The following is a 17,320-nucleotide window of genomic DNA, read 5'->3' as shown; positions in this document are numbered from 1 at the left end:
GATTGTGTCACAGTTCAGACAGCCCGATACGTGACGACGTTCGGTATCACCTTCCTCATCGTGCTGCTCACCGCGACGGCTTTGCGTCTGTGGCTGGGCTTGCGTCACATCGACTACGTCCGCGCCCACCGCGGGGCGGTCCCATCGCAGTTCTCGGCCGACGTGACGCTTCAAGCGCACCAGCGCGCCGCCGATTACACCGCCGACAAGACGCGGCTCGCGCTCGTCTCCATCCTCGTCGATACCGCGCTCGTGCTGTGGCTCACCTTCGGCGGCGGGGTGCAGCTGATGTACGAGACCGGGGCGCGCTTCTTCGAAGGCGAGATCGCGCGCGGCCTCGTGCTGATCGTGCTGGTGTCGATCGTCACCACGCTCGTCGAGCTGCCGCTCGGCCTGTATCGCACCTTCAGGATCGAGGAGCGCTTCGGCTTCAACAAGATGACCGTCGCGCTCTACTGGATCGATTTCGCCAAGACGACCGCGCTCGCCGCTGCCTTCGGCATCCCGCTCGCGGCCTGCGTGCTGTGGCTGATGCAGGTCGCGGGCGAGTACTGGTGGCTGTACGCCTGGGGCGTGTGGGTGGTCTTCAACCTCTTCATGCTGGCGGTGTATCCGACGTGGATCGCGCCGCTGTTCAACCGCTTCTCGCCGATGCAGGACCCGGACTTGAAGGACCGCGTCGAGAAGCTGCTCGCGCGCTGCGGCTTCAGGGTGAAGGGCCTCATGGTGATGGACGGCTCCCGCCGCAGCAGCCACGGCAACGCGTATTTCACCGGCTTCGGCAACTCGAAGCGCATCATCTTCTTCGACACCCTGCTCGCACGGCTCACGCCGCCGGAGGTGGAGGCGGTGCTCGCACACGAGCTCGGACATTTCCGGCTGCGCCACGTCGCCAAGCGCATCGTGTGGATCTTCGCGGGCAGCCTCGCGTTCCTGTGGCTCCTCGACTACGTGATGCACCAGGCGTGGTTCTACGAAGGCCTCAACGTCGACGCGAGCTCGACCGCGGTCGCGCTCGTCCTGTTCTTCCTCGTCGTGCCGAGCTTCACGTTCCTGTTCCAGCCGCTGCTGTCGAGCTATTCGCGCAAGCACGAGTTCGAAGCCGACCGCTACGCCGCGCAGAACGCCTCGGCGACCGACCTCGCCTCGGCGCTGGTCAAGCTGTACAAGGACAACGCGTCCACCCTCACGCCCGACCCGGTGCACTCGGCGTTCTACGATTCTCACCCGCCGGCGCTCGCGCGCATCTCGCGCCTGCAAGGCGCGGGCGAGGGCGTCGCGTCGTGACCGATCTCGCCCATCGCAAGTGCAAAGGATGCGAAGGCGGCGTCGATCCGCTCAAGCCCTCCGAGGTCGATAACCTCCTGAAACAGCTCGACGGCTGGTCGCTCGCCGACGGCGCGATCGCCAAGACCTATTCGTTCAAGAACCATCACCAGACGATGGCGTTCGTGAACGCCGCCGCGTGGATCTCGCACCGCGAGGACCATCACCCCGACCTGCTCGTCGGCTACAACACGTGTCGCGTCTCGTACGTCACGCACGCGATCGGCGGGCTTTCCGAGAACGATTTCATCTGCGCCGCCAAGCTGGACAAGCTGTTCGAGCTATGATCTGCGCACCCGCGGGTTGATGGCGCAGAAGAAGCGCGGCGACGCCGCCCGCGAGCCCGGTTTCGTGGTCGCCGTTCATGCCCGCCGCTACCGCGTCGAACTCGACGGCGGCCGTGAAATCGACTGTGTCACCCGCGGCAGGAAAAGCGACGTCGCGGTCGGCGATCGTGTCGAGATCGCGCCGACCGGCGACGGCGGCGTGATCGAGGCGATCGGCGAGCGCCGCACCCTTTTCTATCGCTCCGACGCCAGACGCCAGAAGCTCATCGCCGCCAACGCGACTCAGGTCGTCATGGTCGTCGCGCCCTCTCCGCCCTACAGCGAAGACCTCGTCAACCGCTGCCTCGTCGGCGCGGAGCACGGCGGGATCCCGGCGCTGATCGCGCTCAACAAGGTCGACCTGCCCGAGTCGGCCGAAGCGATGGAAAAGCTGAAGCTGTACGAATCGCTCGGCTACCGCGTCGTGGCGCTCAGCGCCAAGCGCGATCTGTCGCCGCTGCGGGAGCACCTCGGCGGCAACGTGAGCGTGCTCGTCGGCCAGTCGGGCATGGGCAAGTCGACCATCGTCAACGGGCTCGCTCCCGAAGCCGCGGCGCGCACCGCCGAGATCTCCGTGGCGCTGAACACCGGCAAGCACACGACCACGCACGCCGAGCTCTATCACCTCGCTCCGGGCAGCGACATCATCGATTCGCCGGGGTTGCAGGAATTCGGTCTGCATCATCTGACGCCGGAAGATGCAGCGCAGGCTTTCGTCGAGTTCAGGCCGTGGCTGGGCGACTGCCGCTTCCGCGACTGCCGCCATCTGGCCGAGCCGGACTGCGCAATACATGCGGCGAAAGCTCGGGGCGAGATCGCCGAAGGACGCTACGCATCCTACGCGCGGCTCGCGGAGGAGCTCAGCCGCAAGCGTGCAGCCTGGGACACCTGACGGAGTGCGGCTGTAACCCGTTCGTGCTGAGCGTCGCGAAGCGAAGTCGAACCGGCGCTCGATGACACTGTGCGACTATTTCCCCGCAGGTACAGTTTATACAGTGTCGAAGACGATTTATATTGCGTCTTTTAGGCTCTCTATTTCTAGACGGCATGACGTCTTGGCGCCCCAGGACTCGCGAGGAAGTTGAGCGCATTCTTGCGGATGAGATGAAGTCATTGTCTGTCGCCGAGCGCGCGCGATTTGAACCTCTGCGCATAACGCCGCGGCAGGTCCCGGTGACCGGTTCGCCGAGCGAGTACGTTTACGTCGTCGCGGAATATCAAGGCAAGGTCCTGTACTGGTCCGATGTCGAAGACGGATGGGAACTCCAATCCCTGAACTCGACAGGTGGTATCACGGAGCGTGGCAGCAACCAGTTCGAGCTAAAGCACGTCATCGTTCAGCTATTTGGCCAACTCGAGGTGCGCTCGAAATAACGCGCCGTCTAACTCACGTGCTGCGGCACGGCGCACGGTGTGGTGATCGACCGGCGCTCACGGGCAGCGGAAGTTGAAGACCGTGCGCCACGAGATCGCCACGGCGATCCTATCGGAGCCGCCTCGCGATGACGGCAAAGGCGTGGTGCTCCTGTCAGCCGAGCGAGTGCGCCACCGTGACGATGAAGACGAGAAACATCCAGAGCACCAGCGCGCGCCAGATCAAACCCACCGCGCTCTGCATGTAATCGATGTCGGCCTCGTCGCCCAGGCCCAGCTCGGGCCTGAAGCGGACGCTGCCGTCCTCGTGCAGCGTGTCGCCGAGCTTGACGCCCAGCGCGCCGCCGCCGGTCGCGAGGATGATGCCGTGCGCGCCGCGCGCCCACGCCAGCGCCTGGGTGCGCCAGCAGAACACCGCGTCCTCGAAGTTGCCCACGACGGCGAAGCTCGCGGCGGTGAGGCGCGCCGGCAGCCAGTCGAGGACGTAGAACGCCTTCTGCGCGAACATCCCGAAGTCGCCGAACTCCGCGTCGCGACGCCGCCCCCACAGGTCCGCGAGTATGGCCGACGCGCGATAGATGACCGGCCCCGCGGGGCCGAGCACGATGAACCACGCGATCGGCCCGAACACCTGGCGGTGGGATCCAACCAGCGCGAGCTCGATGCCGACGCGTGCGACCTCGTTCGCGGTGAACTCCCCGGCGGGCTCGCGGCGCCAGCGCGCGACGTAGTCGCGTGCCCGGTCGAGGTCGCGCTCGCGCAGCGCGTGCACGATCTGCGTGTAGTAGTGGCTGAACTGGCGAAAACCCATCGTGACGTAGAGCACCGCGATGTTCCACGCCCATCCGAGCAGCGGCGTGACCGTGTGCAGCGCGAGGTAGATGAGTATCGTCGCGAGCGTGAGCGGTCCCACCGCGAGCAGCCATGCGACCAGACCGTGGTGATGGCCGCCCGCGTTGAGCTTGACCTCGAGCATCGCCGCATAGCGCTCGAACGCGGCGTGCACGGGATTGCCCGCACGCAGCGGCCGCGCCTGCTCGATGAGCAGCGCCGCAAGGAGTGAAAGAAACTTCAAGTCTTACGAGTAGCGGATGTCGACGATGTAGACCTCGGCCTCGCCCGCCGGCCGCCGCCATGTCACCGTGTCGCCGATCTTCGCGCCGATCATCGCCCGCGCGAGCGGCGAAGCCCAACTGATCTTGCCGGCCGCGACGTCCGCTTCGTCGTCGCCGACGATGTTGAACTCGTGCTCGGCCCCTTCCTCGTCCTCGATCTTCACGATGGAACCGAAGACCACCTGATCGCGAGGTTGATTCGCGGTATCGACGAGCGTCGCACGCTCGAGCTGCGCGCGGAAATAGCGCAGGTCGCGGTCGATCTCGCGCAGCTTCTGCCGCGCTTCGGAGCCTTCGTCGGCCTCGCGCTTGACCGCCTCGTGGCGCTCCTCGAGCTCGCGCAGCCGCGCCTGGAGCTGCTCGAGGCCCTTCGGCGTGACGTAGTTCACGTGCGGAGGCACCGGTCTCTCGGGCAGCTCGCCCGCGGAGAGATCGTCGTCGCTTTCCTTGACGAAGGCTCGGCTCATGACGGCTCACTTATACCGCGCCGGGCGCGCGCGTGGCAACCGACGCCCGCCGTCAGCCGCTCACCATGCGCGCGAGGCTGTACAGCATTCCCGCCGTGGCGCCCCAGATGTAGCGGCCCTCGTAGGGGATCGCCATGTAATGGCGGTGGCGCCCGCGGAAGCGATACTCGCGCCGCTGGTAGCGGGCCGGGTCGATGAAGTGCGCGAGCGGCGCCTCGAAAGCCGAGGCGACTTCGAACGCGTCGAGCTCGAGCTCGAACGGCGGCTCGACCCACCCGACGACCGGCGTGATGCGAAAGCCCGACGGGATCTCGTAGACCGGCAGCCGCCCGAGGATACCGATGCGCTCGCGGGACAGCCCGATCTCCTCTTCGGTCTCGCGCAGCGCCGTCTCCTCCCGGCTCGCGTCCTGCTTTTCGACGCGTCCCCCCGGAAAGCTGATCTGGCCGGCGTGGTCGGCGAGGTGCGAGGTGCGCTGAGTGAGCAGCACCTGCAGCGCGTCGGGCCGCCGCACGATGGGCACCAGGACCGCGGCGTCGGTCGCTCTCGCCCCTTCGGGAATGAAGCTCATGTGCAGGTCGCGCGGGTCCGGCGGCGGGACCGGCCGCGCGAGCCGCTCCGCGAGCACGTCGGGGTTGAGATCGATCTCTTGCATCGGGATACCAAGGACAACGGAATCCCGATTCTAGGTGAAGAAGCTAATCCGGCGGACAGCGGACGGCGTCGCCCACACGGATCACCCCGCCGGTGACGATGCGCGCGGTGATGCCGCCGTGCCCGCGCATCGCGTCGTAACCGCCCTCACCGAGGTTCGCTTCCATGCGCGAGCACGGCTCGCAAGGCCCGATGCCTTCGATCACGACGTCGCCGATCGTGAACACCTGGTCCTTGAGCGCGAGCACGTTGATGCCGGCGACGACGAGATTGCGGCGGGTGAGCGCAGGATCGATCCCGTCTCGCGCGAGCAGATGCGCGACGGCATCGAGGTGCTCGGCCTGGATCAGCGTCACCTGGCGCTCGCTGCCGGCACGGCCGAGCGCGCGGTGATCGCCCTTCAGACCGCGGCCCGCGATCGCTTCGACTTCGGCGACGCCGAGCGGCGCTTCCCGCTTCTTCGGCCGCACGCCGATCCAGACCAGGCGTCCCGCGTGCGGGAAGGTGTCCATCAGGCGCCGGAGCGGGCTGGCGGGGTTGGGTTTCATGAAAAGGTGATGAGATGAAGGTGATGAGGTGAAGGTGATGAGTGAAGGTGGCGGAACTGGCCTTTATCTCATCACCTCTACCTCATCACCTTTGACGATCACCAGGCAACCTCTTTCCGGTCGCGGAACAGCCCGCCCGTCGGCCCGTCGTCCGGCAGGGTCGCCAGCCACAGCGCGGTGTCCGCCGCCTGCTCGGGCGTGCGCGGCGCGCTTTCGCCGCCCATGCCGGTGCGCACCCAGCCCGGGCACATCGAGTTCACCAGCACGTTGTTCTCCCTGAACTCGGCCGCGAGGATGCGCGTGAGCGCATTGAGCGCGGTCTTGGAGATGCGATAGGCCGGGGTGCCCGAGCCCATTTCGGACAGCTGTCCGAGCCCGCTGGAGAGATTGACGATGCGCCCGTAGCGGTGCGCCTTCATGAGCGGCACGACAGCCTGCGCGAGCTGGAGCGGGCCGAGCAGGTTCGCTTCGAGCGTGTCGCGATAGGTCTCGAGCGCGGTGTCGAGGAAGCGCGAGCCGCGGGAATCGAGCAGCACGCCGGCGTTGTTGACGAGCACGTCGATGCGGCCGTGGCGGTCCGCGACCGCCGCCACGCACGAGCGGATGCTGCGGCAGCTCGTCACGTCGAGGCGCTGGAAATCGACCGTGAGCCCGTCTTCCTGCAAGGCCTTGATCGCGGCCTTGCCTTTGGCCGCGTCGCGCGCGGTGAGCACGACCGTGAGGCCGGCTTGCGCGAGCGCGCGGCAGATCGCGTAGCCGATGCCGCGGTTGCCGCCGCTCACGAGCGCGATGCGCGCGGCGGCCGCCATGGCTTACGCCTTCTTCGCTCCGGAGGGTTTCGTCACCTTGATGCCGACCATGTCCTCCGGCTTCACCCATTGGTCGAACTGCTCGGACGTGAGGTGACCGAGCTCGAGCGCGGACTCTTTCAGCGTGAGGCCTTTCTTGTGCGCGTTCTTGGCGATCGCAGCCGCTTTGGCGTAGCCGATGTGCGGGTTGAGCGCGGTGACCAGCATGAGCGATTCCTTCATGAGCTGATCGATGCGCGGCAGGTTGGGCTCGATGCCGACCGCGCAGTGCTCGTCGAAGTTCTCGCACGCGTGGGCGAGCAGCCGTGCCGAATGCAGGAAGTTGCGGATGATCATCGGCCGGAAGACGTTGAGCTCGAAGTTGCCCATCGAGCCGCCGACGTTGATCGCCACGTCGTTGCCGAAGACCTGGCAGCACACCATGGTCATCGACTCGGACTGGGTCGGGTTGACCTTGCCCGGCATGATCGAGCTGCCCGGCTCGTTCTCGGGGATGCTGAGCTCGCCGATGCCGCTGCGCGGGCCGCTCGACAGCCAGCGGATGTCGTTGGCGATCTTCATCAGCGAAGCCGCGAGCGTCTTCACCGCGCCGTGGGCGTACACCACCCCGTCGACCGAAGCGAGCGCCTCGAACTTGTTCGGCGCGGTCACGAACGGCAGGCCGGTCAGGCGCGCGAGCTCCTGCGCGACCTTGACCGCGAACTCCGGATGCGCGTTCAGCCCGGTGCCCACCGCGGTGCCGCCGAGCGCGAGCTCGCACAGGTGCGGCAGCGCTTCGTCGAGGTGCTTCAGCCCGTGATCGAGCTGCGAGACGTAGCCCGAGAACTCCTGCCCCAGCGTGAGCGGCGTCGCATCCTGCAGGTGCGTGCGGCCGATCTTCACGATGTGCATGAACTCCTTCGCCTTTTTATCGAGCGTGTCGCGCAGCTTCTTCACCGCGGGCTTCAGCGTGCGCTCGATCGCGATGACCGCACCGACGTGCATCGCGGTCGGAAAGGTATCGTTCGACGACTGGCCTTTGTTCACGTCGTCGTTCTCGTGCACGAGGCGCTGCTGGCCGCGCTCGCCGCCGAGGATCTCGGAGGCGCGGTTCGCCAGCACTTCGTTCACGTTCATGTTGGTCTGGGTGCCCGAGCCGGTCTGCCACACCACGAGCGGGAAGTGCTCGTCGTGCCTGCCCTCGAGCGCTTCGTCGGCCGCCTTGATGATCGCGCCGGCCTTTTTCTCGTCGAGCGCGCCGAGGTCGCGGTTCACCGCGGCGGCGGCTTTCTTGACGAGGATCTGCGCCTGCACGACCTCGCGCGGCATGGTCTCGCCGGGGAAATGGAAGTGGTGCAGGCTGCGCTCGGTCTGCGCGCCCCACAGCTTGTCGACGGCGACTTCGATGTCGCCCATGGTGTCCTTCTCGATGCGTGTGTTCTGGGCCATGTCTTTACCTGGAAAAGCGTGAACGGGTGAACGGGTGAACGAGTGAACGGGTAGCCCGGTCGCTATAGCAACGTTTTCTGTTCCGCGCGGTGGCTGCAGTCGACGACCGTCAGTGCGGTCATGTTGACGATGCGCCGCACGGTGGCGGTGCGCGTCATGATGTGCGCGGGCCGCGCCGCGCCGAGGAGCACCGGGCCGACCGTGATCCCGTCGCCCGAGGCGACCTTGAGCAGGTTGAAGGCGATATTGGCCGAATCGAGATTCGGCATGACGAGCAGGTTCGCGTCGCCGGTGAGCGCGCAGTCGGGGAACACCTGTTCGCGTATCGTCTCGGAGAGCGCCACGTCGCCCTGCATCTCGCCCTCGGCCTCGAGGTTGGGCGCGAGCTGCCGGATGCGCGCCAGCGCCGCGCGCATCTTGAGCGAGGTCGGGGTGTCGGTCGCACCGAAGGACGAGTGCGAGAGCAGCGCGACGCGCGGCGTGAGGCCGAAGCGCCGCACCTCCTCCGCCGCGAGCACCGCGGTTTCGGCGATCATGTCGGCCGTCGGATCGAAGTTGACGTACGCGTCGCAGATGAACACCGTGCGCTTCGGCAACAGCAGCATGCTCATCGCGGCGTAGTGATTGACGCCCGGCGCCCGGCCGATCACGCGGTCGATGTACTGGAGATGGCGCGGGTAGTTGCCGAGCAGGCCGCACAGCATCGCGTCCGCCGCCCCCATGTGGATGAGCATCGCGCCGATGAGCGTCGAGGCTTCGCGCATCTCGGACTTGGCGATGCCCGGCGTCACGCCGCGGCGCGCCGCGAGGCGGTGGTATGCGCTCCAGTACTCGCGGTAGCGCGTGTCGTTGTTCGGATCGACGATCTCGAAGTCCTTGCCCGACTTGAGCCGCAGGCCGAGGCGCTCGATGCGCTGGTGGATCACGTCGGGCCGGCCGATCAGTATCGGGCTCGCCAGCCCCTCGTCGAGCACGACCTGGGCGGCGCGCAGCACGCGCTCTTCCTCGCCTTCGGCGTAGACGACGCGCTTCGGCGCCGCTTTCGCCGCCGTGAACACCGGCTTCATCACGAAGCCCGACTGGTACACGAACTGGTTGCAGCGCTCGCGGTACGCTTCGAGGTCGTCGATCGGACGCGTCGCCACGCCGCTGTCCATCGCCGCTTTCGCCACGGCGGGTGCGATCTTGCCGATGAGGCGCGGATCGAAAGGCCTCGGAATCAGATATTCCGGCCCGAACGACACGTCCTGCTCGCCGTACGCGAGCGCGACGATGTCGGACTGCTCGGCCTGCGCGAGCTCGGCGATGGCGCGCACCGCGGCGAGCTCCATCTCGCGGTTGATCGTGGTCGCGCCCACGTCGAGCGCGCCGCGGAAGACGAACGGAAAGCAGAGGACGTTGTTGACCTGGTTCGGATAGTCGGAGCGGCCGGTCGCGATCACCGCATCGGGCTTCACCTGCCGCGCCGCTTCGGGACGGATCTCGGGCTCGGGGTTGGCGAGCGCGAGGATGAGCGGCCGCTCCGCCATCTTCGCCACCATCTCGGGCTTGAGCACGCCGCCCGCCGACAGGCCGAGGAACACGTCCGCACCGCCGATCACGTCCGCGAGCTTGCGCGCGCCGGTCTCGGCCGCGTAACGCTCCTTCTGCGGGTCCATCTCTTCCTTGCGGCCTTTGTAGACCACCCCCGCGATGTCGGTGACGGTGATGTTCTCGCGCGGCAGCCCCAGCCCTTGCAGAAGATCGAGGCACGCCAGCGCCGCCGCCCCCGCGCCGGAGGCGACGAGCCTCACCTTGCGGATGTCCTTGCCGACGACCTTGAGCCCGTTGACGATCGCGGCGCCGACGATGATCGCGGTGCCGTGCTGGTCGTCGTGGAAGACCGGGATCTTCATGCGCTCGCGCAGCTGGCGCTCGACGTAGAAACACTCGGGCGCCTTGATGTCCTCGAGGTTGATGCCGCCGAACGTCGGCTCGAGCGCGGCGATGATGTCGACGAGCTTTTGCGGATCGCGCTCGTTCACCTCGATGTCGAAGACGTCGATGCCCGCGAACTTCTTGAAGAGCACCGCCTTGCCTTCCATCACCGGCTTGGACGCGAGCGGCCCTATCGCGCCGAGCCCCAGTACCGCGGTGCCGTTGGTGATGACCGCGACGAGGTTGCCGCGCGCGGTGAGGTTGCGCGCCTCGCCCGGATCGGCGGCGATCGTCTCGCACACCGACGCCACGCCGGGCGTGTACGCGAGCGCGAGGTCGCGCTGATTGATCAGGCCTTTGGTCGCGGAAACCGCGATCTTGCCCGCGGTGGGCAAGCGGTGGTACTCGTGCGCTGCCTTGCGCAGTTCTTCATCCATGGGGCTTCCAGCGGAGGGTCCGGTGAGATCGAAGCGGTCCGGAGAGGGTGTGTAAATCCCGCGTAATTATACCGGCAAGCTTCGGAGCTTGCCCCACGGCGCCCGGCCTCGGTATCCTGCCCGTTGCTTCTTCACCATAGCCGGCTGCATCCGACGTGCCGGCCGCCGACCACTCCCGATGAGACCAGCCGATGCGCGGCCGCGCGCGCAGAACTGACCTACGCTGCACCCTGCTCATGATGGCTGCGGCCGTATGGGCCGCCGCGGCTCCCGCATCCGCCCGGGAGCCGGCCGCTCCGCCAGGAACCGAACTGCGTACGCCGGAGGAGACGGCGCCGGCCGAAGCGTTGCCGCAGGAGCCTCGGCCGATACGCTTTCGCGTAGCGATCGACGCGCCGCGGCGCTTCAGGAAGATGCTCGAGGAAGGGCTCGACCTCGTCCGCTGGCAGCGCGACGAGCGCGTGACCCTGCCGGTGCTCGAGCGCCTCGTCTCCGAAGCGCGCAGGGCGACGATCGAGGCGCTGGCGGCCGAAGGTTATTTCTCGCCCGAGGTGCGCACCGAGATAGAACGCCGCGGCGAGCGCGAGGCGGTGGTGCACCTCACGGTCAAGCCCGGCGTCGTCACGACGGTGCGCGGCGTCGACCTCCAGTTCCAGGGGCCCGTGCTCGAGGATCGCGAAGGGCGCAGGCAGATCGGCGTCGTGAAGGAGACCTGGCCGCTCACGCCGGGCGAGCCTTTCCGGCAGGAGCAGTGGGAAAAGGCGAAAGACGAAGCGCTGATCAGGCTCGGCCGCGGGCGCTACCCCGCCGCCGCGATCAGCGCGAGCGAAGCGCGGGTCGATCCCGAGGCGCGCCGCGCCGATCTCACGTTGAAGATGGACAGCGGCCCCATCTTCCATGCCGGCCCGACGCAGGTCGCGGGCCTGCAGCGCTATCCCGCCTCGGTGGTCGAGAACCTCAATCCGTTCAAGCCGGGCGAGCCGTACGACGCGCAGAAGCTCGACTCCTACCAGCGCCGATTGCTCGAAAGCGGTTATTTCAACGCGGTGCAGTTCGGCATCGATCCGGACCCCGCGCAGGCCGATTCCGCGCCGCTCAAGGTGACCGTCGTCGAAGCGCCTTCGCAGCGCATCGACACCGGCATCGCCTACAGCACCGACACCCGCCTCGGGCTGACGCTCGATTACACCAACTCCAACATCTTCGATCGCGCGTGGCGGCTGCGACCGAGGCTCAACCTCAACTCGAAGGAACAGACCTTCAACACCACGCTCGACACGCCGCCGCGTCCCGGCGGCGTGTGGAACACCTATTCGACCAAGCTCGAGCGGCGCGACATCGCGGGTCAGTTGACACGCGAAGTCGTCGTCGGCTACGCGCACAACTGGGGCCTCGAGCGCACCCCTTCGCAAGTGTCGCTGTCGTCGCATTTCGAGCAACAGAACGTCGCCGGGTCCACGACCGAGAATAACTTCGCGATCTTCGCCGGCTATCGCCGCACCTTCCGCACGACCGACGATCTCGTCAACCCGCGCCGCGGTCTGCTCGGCACGTTCGAGGTCGGCGCGAGCGTGCCGGGTCTGAACACCCGCGACTTCGGCCGCGTGCACGCCAAGGTGAACTGGCTGATCCCCTACGGCATCCGCAACGACTTTCTCATCCGCGGCGAGGCCGGCGCGGTGCTTGCACGCGATCGCATCGGCATACCGTCGTCGTTCCTCTTCAGGACCGGCGGCGACCAGACCTTGCGAGGTTATGCGTTCGAGACGGTCGGCGTGCCGCAGGGCGAGGCGATCGTCGGCGGACGCTATCTCGCGCTCGCGAGCGTGGAGTACACGCGCTGGTTCACCGATTCGATCGGCGGCGCGGTGTTCGTCGACGCCGGCGACGCGTTCGATCGCGGCGCGGATTTCTCGCTCGCGACGGGCTACGGCGTGGGCTTGCGCTGGCGCTCGCCGGTGGGACCGCTGCGCGCGGACATCGCGTACGGCGAGCGCGACGGCAACATACGGCTGCATTTCTCGGTAGGCTTCAGCTTCTGATGCGCCGCGCAGCACTCGTCGCCGCCCTCCTCCTCGCCGCGGTCCTCGCATCGGCCGCCGGCGCCGCGGCGTGGCTGCTCTACACCGAGAGCGGTCTCGCGTGGCTCGCGACGCGCGTCGCGGGCATCGCGGGCAAAGGGCTCACGCTCGACGGCGTCGCGGGCACGCTGGTGCGAGGCGCGAGGATCGCGCACATCCGCTACGCCGGCGAGGACATCGAGATCAACGCGAGCGACGCCGTCCTCGCGGTATCGCCGTGGTCGCTCGCGCGCTTCAAACCGCGCATCGAGGGATTGGGCGCGCGCGAGATCAGCGTCACCACCAAGCCGACCGAGCCTCGTGACCGGCCGCCCGACACCCTCGAGCTGCCGGTGAGCTTCGAGCTCGCGGGGGCGAGGGTCGACCGGCTCGTCGTCGATCTCGGCGGCCGCGGCGCCGTCGAGCTCTCCAACCTCGCGCTGGATTACGAAGGCGGCAGCGTCGAGCACACCGTGAAGAACCTGACGGTCGATGCGCTCGGTTACGCGCTGACGTTGCAAGGGTCGATCGCCGCGACCGCGCCGTTCCCGCTGCGCGCGACGCTCAAAGCGCTGCGCAGGGACAAGCCGCCCGCGACGCTGGCGGCGAGCGCGCACGGCACGCTGACCAAGATCGCGCTCGAAGGCAATGTCGCGAGCGGCACAGCCCAGGCCGGGTTCACCGCGCATCTGACGCCTTACGACCGCATGCCGCTCGACGACGTCACCGCACACGGCGCCCATCTCGATCTCGCCGCGCTGATGACCGGGGCGCCCCGCACCGCGCTCGATCTCGACCTCGCTTTCAAGCGCACCGGCGACGTATACGCCGGCAGCGTGCGCGCGACCAACACCGCGAGCGGCCCGTACGATCGCGGGCTGCTGCCGCTCTCGAAGCTGAACGCCGAGCTGCGCACCGACGGCAAGCTCGCACGCTTCTCGGCGTTCACTGCCGAGCTCGGCAAGGCCGGAACGGTCACCGGCTCGGGCACGGTCACGCGCGAGAGCGCCGAGCTGCGCCTGAGGACGAAGCGCCTCGACCTCGCCGGCATGCATACGCAACTGCGCGCGACCGCGCTCGCCGGCGAGGCCGAGGTGAAGCTCACTCAGGCGCGCCAGTCGATCGTCGCCGATCTGGTCGACCGCGACATCGCGTTGAAGCTCACCGCGCACAAGACCGGCAGCGCAGTCGACGTGCCGCAGTTCGTCGCGCGGGCGCGCGGCGGCGAAGCGCGCGGCGCGGGGAAGATCGACCTCGCCGGCCGCAAGGCGTATTCGGTCGAAGCGACCCTCGCGCGGTTCGATCCCGCGGCGTGGGGACGCTTCCCCGCGGGCACGATCAACGGCACGCTGCAGGCGAAGGGCACGATCGCAGGGCCCGAAGTCGACGCGAGCTTTGTGGTGCGCGATTCGCGCTGGCTGAACGCGCCGCTCGCCGGCCGCGGCGTCGTCGCGCTTTCCGGCGAGCGCCTGCGCGAGATCGACCTCGATGCGACGCTCGGCGGCAACAGCATCGTCGCCAAAGGCGCGCTGGGACTGCCGAACGATACGCTTCAAGTGCGCTTCGATGCGCCCCGCCTCGCGATCGTGCATCCGCGGCTCGCGGGCAGCGCCCGCGGCAACGTCGAGCTCACCGGCGCGTGGCGCGCGCCCGGGGTGCGCTTCGAGGTCAGCGCGTCGGACCTCGCGTACGAGCGCGCGGGCCAGGTGAAATCGCTGTCCGCGCGCGGCACGCTCAGCACGCGCCCCGACGGACCGTTCGAAGTCGCGGCGACGTTGCGCGGGCTTGCGACGCGCGAAGCGCAGTTGCGCGAAGCCGTGTTGAACGTGAAGGGCACGCGCGCGGCGCACACCGGCACGGTGACCGCGCAAGGCGAGCGCGTCGACTTCCGCGCGCGCGCGAACGGCGGCTGGCGCGAGAACGTGGGCTGGAGCGGCACCGTCGAGGAGCTCGTCAACCAGGGCGAAGCCGCGGTGAGGCTCACCGCCCCCGTGCGCATCACCGTCGGGCCGCAGCGCGCACAGAGCGACGCGTTCGAGCTTCGCGTCATCGGCGGCACGCTCGCGGTCAAACAGCTCTCTTACGACCACGGCCGCCTGGCGACGTCGGGACGCTTCAGCGATCTGCCGTTGCGGCCGGTGCTGACGATGGCGGGCATCGCACCCGCGATGGCCGGGACGCTGCGGCTCAACGGCGGCTGGACGCTGCACAGCGCGCCGCAGCTCACCGGCTCGATCTCGGTGAGCCGCCAGTCGGGAGACGTCGCATTGGGCATCGATCGCTCGATCGCGCTCGGCCTCTCGGCCCTCACGCTCGACGTCGACATCCGCGAAGACCGCGCGACGATGCAGGCGCGGCTGCGCTCGGCGCTCGCCAGCGCCAGCGCACAAGGGCGCGCGAGCCCGGTCGCCGGCCGCTACCGCGCCGATTCGCCGATCGACTTCAGCGCCGACGTCGACATCGCGCGCCTCGCGCCGTTCGCGGCGTTCATCGACACGACCCTGCTGATCGAAGGCGAGGCGCACGCGCGGCTGCAGGGACGCGGCACGCTCTCCGATCCGCAGATCACCGGCCCGGTCACCGCCGACAAGATCGCGATCGCGCTGCCCGCCGAGGGCATCGACCTCAAGGGCGGGACGCTCAAGGCGCAGCTCGCGCAAAAAGAGATCCGCGTCGAATCGTTCTCGATCCGCGGCGGCGAAGGCACGTTCACGGCTGAAGGCACGCTCGCGCGGACCGGTTTCGACGAGGCCTCGGTCGACTGGCGCGCCGAGCGCTTCACCGTCCTCAGCCGGCCGGACCGGCGCCTCGTCCTCAGCGGCAAAGGCAACGCCGCGCTGCGCACGGGCAAGCTCGCGTTCACCGGCAACCTGCGCGCGGACGAAGGCGTGTTCGAGCTCGTGACGCGAAGCCTGCCGACGCTCGGCGACGACGTCGTGATCGTCGGGCGCGCGCCGGTAGCCGCCGAGCCGCAGCGGCCTTCGGGCGAGACGCCTCCCGAACCGCGCAAGCTTGCGCGTGCGAGCGTCGATATCGGCGTCGACCTCGGCAACAACGTGCACGTGAAGGGCCGCGGCCTCGACGTGTGGCTGTCCGGCCAGGTGAAAGTGCAGACCAACGCGCGCGGCGAGATCATCGCGAGCGGTACCGTCGACGCGCGCCGCGGGACGTACACCGCGTACGGCCAGCGCCTCGACATCAGCCGCGGGCGCCTCTTCTTCAGCGGGCCGCTCTTCAATCCTGCGCTCGACATCCTCGCGGTGCGCAGGAACCTCTCCGTCGAGCCGGGCGTGCAGGTCAGCGGCACGCTGCAGCGGCCGATCGTGAGAGTGGTGTCGACGCCGTCGCTGCCGGAGGGCGAGGCGCTGTCGTGGCTCGTGCTGGGACACGCGCCGTCCGCCGGACCGGCAGGGCAGTCGGCGGCGCTGCCGCTCGCCGCGACCGCGATCGCGGGCGGCGCCGGCGCGCCGATCGCGCGCAGGCTGCATCTGGACGAGATCGGCATGCGCAGCGGCAACACCGTCTCGGACCAGTTCGTCACCGTGGGCAAGCGCGTGACGGACAAGCTGTACGTGATGTTCGAGCAGAGCGTCAATCGTGCGGAGACCGTGCTGCGGCTCGAATACGCGCTGACCCAGCGCGTCGCGCTGCGCGCGCAGGCGGGCGTTCCGAGCTCGTTCGGGGTGTTCTACCGTTACGGATGGGACTGAGGTCGCTGCGCGACCTCGCTGGCGGTGAACGCCAAGGAGGGAAACCAAGGTTTCCCTCCTTGAACCTCCTTTCCTTCAAGCGATCTATCGATCGCTCCGAATTCCAAGGTAGTCTTATGAAATGAGTGCAGATCATTCCCCCGCCGTCCGCGGCGAGCTGTATCCCGAGATCGAGCCCTATCACAGCGACGTGCTGCGTCTCGACGCGCTGCACGAGATGTACTTCGAGGAATGCGGGAACCCCCGCGGCCAACCGGTCGTCTTCCTGCACGGCGGACCCGGTGCGGGCTCGGCGCCCGCGCACCGGCGGTTCTTCGACCCGGCGCATTACCGCATCGTCGTCTACGATCAGCGCGGCGCCGGACGCTCGCGTCCGTTGGGCGAGCTGCGCGACAACACCACGCCTCACCTCGTCGAGGATCTCGAGCGGCTGCGGCGGCATCTCGGCATCGAGCGCTGGCTGGTCTTCGGCGGCTCGTGGGGCAGCACGCTCGCGCTCGCGTATGCGATCGAGCACCCCGATCGCTGCGCTGCGCTCGTGCTGCGTGGCATCTTCCTCTGCCGCAAGAGCGAGATCGAGTGGTTCCTCTACGGCCTGCGCAATCTCTTTCCCGAAGCGTGGCGCGCATTCGCCGGCGCGATTCCCGAAGCCGAGCGCGGCGACCTGCTCGAGGCCTACTACGCGCGGCTCACCCATGCGGACCCCGCGGTGCACATGCCGGCCGCGCGCGCATGGAGCGTTTACGAAGGATCGTGCTCGACGCTGCTGGCGAGTCCGGAGACGGTCGCCTATTTCGCCAGCGACGTCGTCGCCCTGGGCCTCGCGCGCATCGAAGCGCACTACTTTCGAAACGACATCTTCCTGCCGGACGATTCGCTGCTGGAGAGGGTCGGCCGCGTGCGCGGGATACCGGCGGTGATCGTACAGGGCCGCTACGACGCGGTGTGTCCCATCGTCACCGCCGACGATCTGCACCGCGCGTGGCCGGAAGCGCGCTATGTCGTCGTTCCCGACGCGGGCCACTCGGCGTGGGAGCCTGGGATCTGCGCGGAGCTGGTGAAAGCGACCGAACGGTTCAAGAACGTGATGAGGTGACGCAAAAACAAAACGCCGCGAAACGCGGCGTTTTTCATCACTTCCTCACCTCA

The 17,320-nt window shown here is 68.2% G+C and carries 14 protein-coding genes; 7 read left to right on the top strand and 7 right to left on the bottom strand.

What is annotated here, in order from left to right:
* The first annotated feature begins 30 nt into the window (after positions 1-30).
* The 4 genes from VHP37_12845 to VHP37_12830 all read left to right on the top strand — a co-directional run bounded on the left by VHP37_12845 (position 31) and on the right by VHP37_12830 (position 3,026).
* A complete protein-coding gene (locus tag VHP37_12845) occupies positions 31-1,287 on the top strand; it encodes a M48 family metallopeptidase (protein HEX2827228.1) in 1,257 nt (418 codons plus the stop codon).
* Positions 1,284-1,613, top strand: a complete 330-nt coding sequence (locus tag VHP37_12840; protein ID HEX2827227.1) for a 4a-hydroxytetrahydrobiopterin dehydratase — start codon at positions 1,284-1,286, stop codon at positions 1,611-1,613. The genes VHP37_12845 and VHP37_12840 overlap by 4 nt, the downstream gene beginning before the upstream one ends.
* 19 nt (positions 1,614-1,632) lie before the next feature.
* The gene (gene rsgA / locus VHP37_12835; GenBank protein ID HEX2827226.1) at positions 1,633-2,544 is read left to right on the top strand and encodes a ribosome small subunit-dependent GTPase A; all 912 of its coding nucleotides are present in this window, start codon (positions 1,633-1,635) and stop codon (positions 2,542-2,544) included.
* 212 nt (positions 2,545-2,756) lie between these two features.
* A complete protein-coding gene (locus VHP37_12830) occupies positions 2,757-3,026 on the top strand; it encodes a hypothetical protein (protein ID HEX2827225.1) in 270 nt (89 codons plus the stop codon).
* 154 nt (positions 3,027-3,180) lie between these two features.
* Here VHP37_12830 and VHP37_12825 read toward each other — a convergent pair whose 3' ends face one another.
* The 7 genes from VHP37_12825 to VHP37_12795 all read right to left on the bottom strand — a co-directional run bounded on the left by VHP37_12825 (position 3,181) and on the right by VHP37_12795 (position 10,401).
* Positions 3,181-4,101: a CobD/CbiB family protein gene (locus VHP37_12825; protein HEX2827224.1), complete on the bottom strand. Its 921-nt coding sequence runs from the start codon at positions 4,099-4,101 to the stop codon at positions 3,181-3,183.
* 3 nt (positions 4,102-4,104) lie between these two features.
* Complete coding sequence (locus VHP37_12820; GenBank protein ID HEX2827223.1) at positions 4,105-4,608, bottom strand: GreA/GreB family elongation factor; 504 nt, start codon at positions 4,606-4,608, stop codon at positions 4,105-4,107.
* Between the two features lie 52 nt (positions 4,609-4,660).
* Positions 4,661-5,263 (bottom strand): CoA pyrophosphatase, encoded by a 603-nt coding sequence (locus tag VHP37_12815; protein ID HEX2827222.1) that lies wholly within the window; start codon positions 5,261-5,263, stop codon positions 4,661-4,663.
* Positions 5,264-5,306: 43 nt separating this feature from the next.
* Positions 5,307-5,810 (bottom strand): MOSC domain-containing protein, encoded by a 504-nt coding sequence (locus VHP37_12810; GenBank protein HEX2827221.1) that lies wholly within the window; start codon positions 5,808-5,810, stop codon positions 5,307-5,309.
* 98 nt (positions 5,811-5,908) lie between these two features.
* Positions 5,909-6,619, bottom strand: coding sequence for an SDR family oxidoreductase (locus VHP37_12805; protein ID HEX2827220.1), 711 nt, complete (start codon positions 6,617-6,619; stop codon positions 5,909-5,911).
* Between the two features lie 3 nt (positions 6,620-6,622).
* Entirely contained in the window at positions 6,623-8,047 is a 1,425-nt protein-coding gene (gene fumC / locus VHP37_12800; GenBank protein HEX2827219.1) for a class II fumarate hydratase, read from the bottom strand.
* A 62-nt stretch (positions 8,048-8,109) separates the two neighbouring features.
* Positions 8,110-10,401 carry an NADP-dependent malic enzyme gene (locus tag VHP37_12795; protein ID HEX2827218.1) on the bottom strand — a complete coding sequence of 764 codons (2,292 nt, stop codon included), beginning with the start codon at positions 10,399-10,401 and terminating at the stop codon, positions 8,110-8,112.
* Between the two features lie 347 nt (positions 10,402-10,748).
* On the opposite strand from VHP37_12795, the gene VHP37_12790 reads away from it, so the two are divergent.
* The 3 genes from VHP37_12790 (at position 10,749) to pip (ending at position 17,267) form a co-directional block, all read left to right on the top strand.
* Positions 10,749-12,443 (top strand): autotransporter assembly complex family protein, encoded by a 1,695-nt coding sequence (locus tag VHP37_12790; GenBank protein HEX2827217.1) that lies wholly within the window; start codon positions 10,749-10,751, stop codon positions 12,441-12,443.
* Positions 12,443-16,171, top strand: coding sequence for a translocation/assembly module TamB domain-containing protein (locus VHP37_12785; protein HEX2827216.1), 3,729 nt, complete (start codon positions 12,443-12,445; stop codon positions 16,169-16,171). Before VHP37_12790 ends, VHP37_12785 begins: the two co-directional genes overlap by 1 nt.
* A gap of 121 nt (positions 16,172-16,292) precedes the next feature.
* The gene (pip, locus tag VHP37_12780; protein HEX2827215.1) at positions 16,293-17,267 is read left to right on the top strand and encodes a prolyl aminopeptidase; all 975 of its coding nucleotides are present in this window, start codon (positions 16,293-16,295) and stop codon (positions 17,265-17,267) included.
* The last annotated feature ends 53 nt before the right edge of the window (positions 17,268-17,320 follow it).

The sequence above is a fragment of the Burkholderiales bacterium genome (assembly GCA_036262035.1).
Lineage (GTDB): Bacteria > Pseudomonadota > Gammaproteobacteria > Burkholderiales > SG8-41 > JAQGMV01.
The sequence above is the reverse complement of the archived record's forward strand: the minus strand, read 5'-3'. Positions and strand labels throughout refer to the sequence as shown.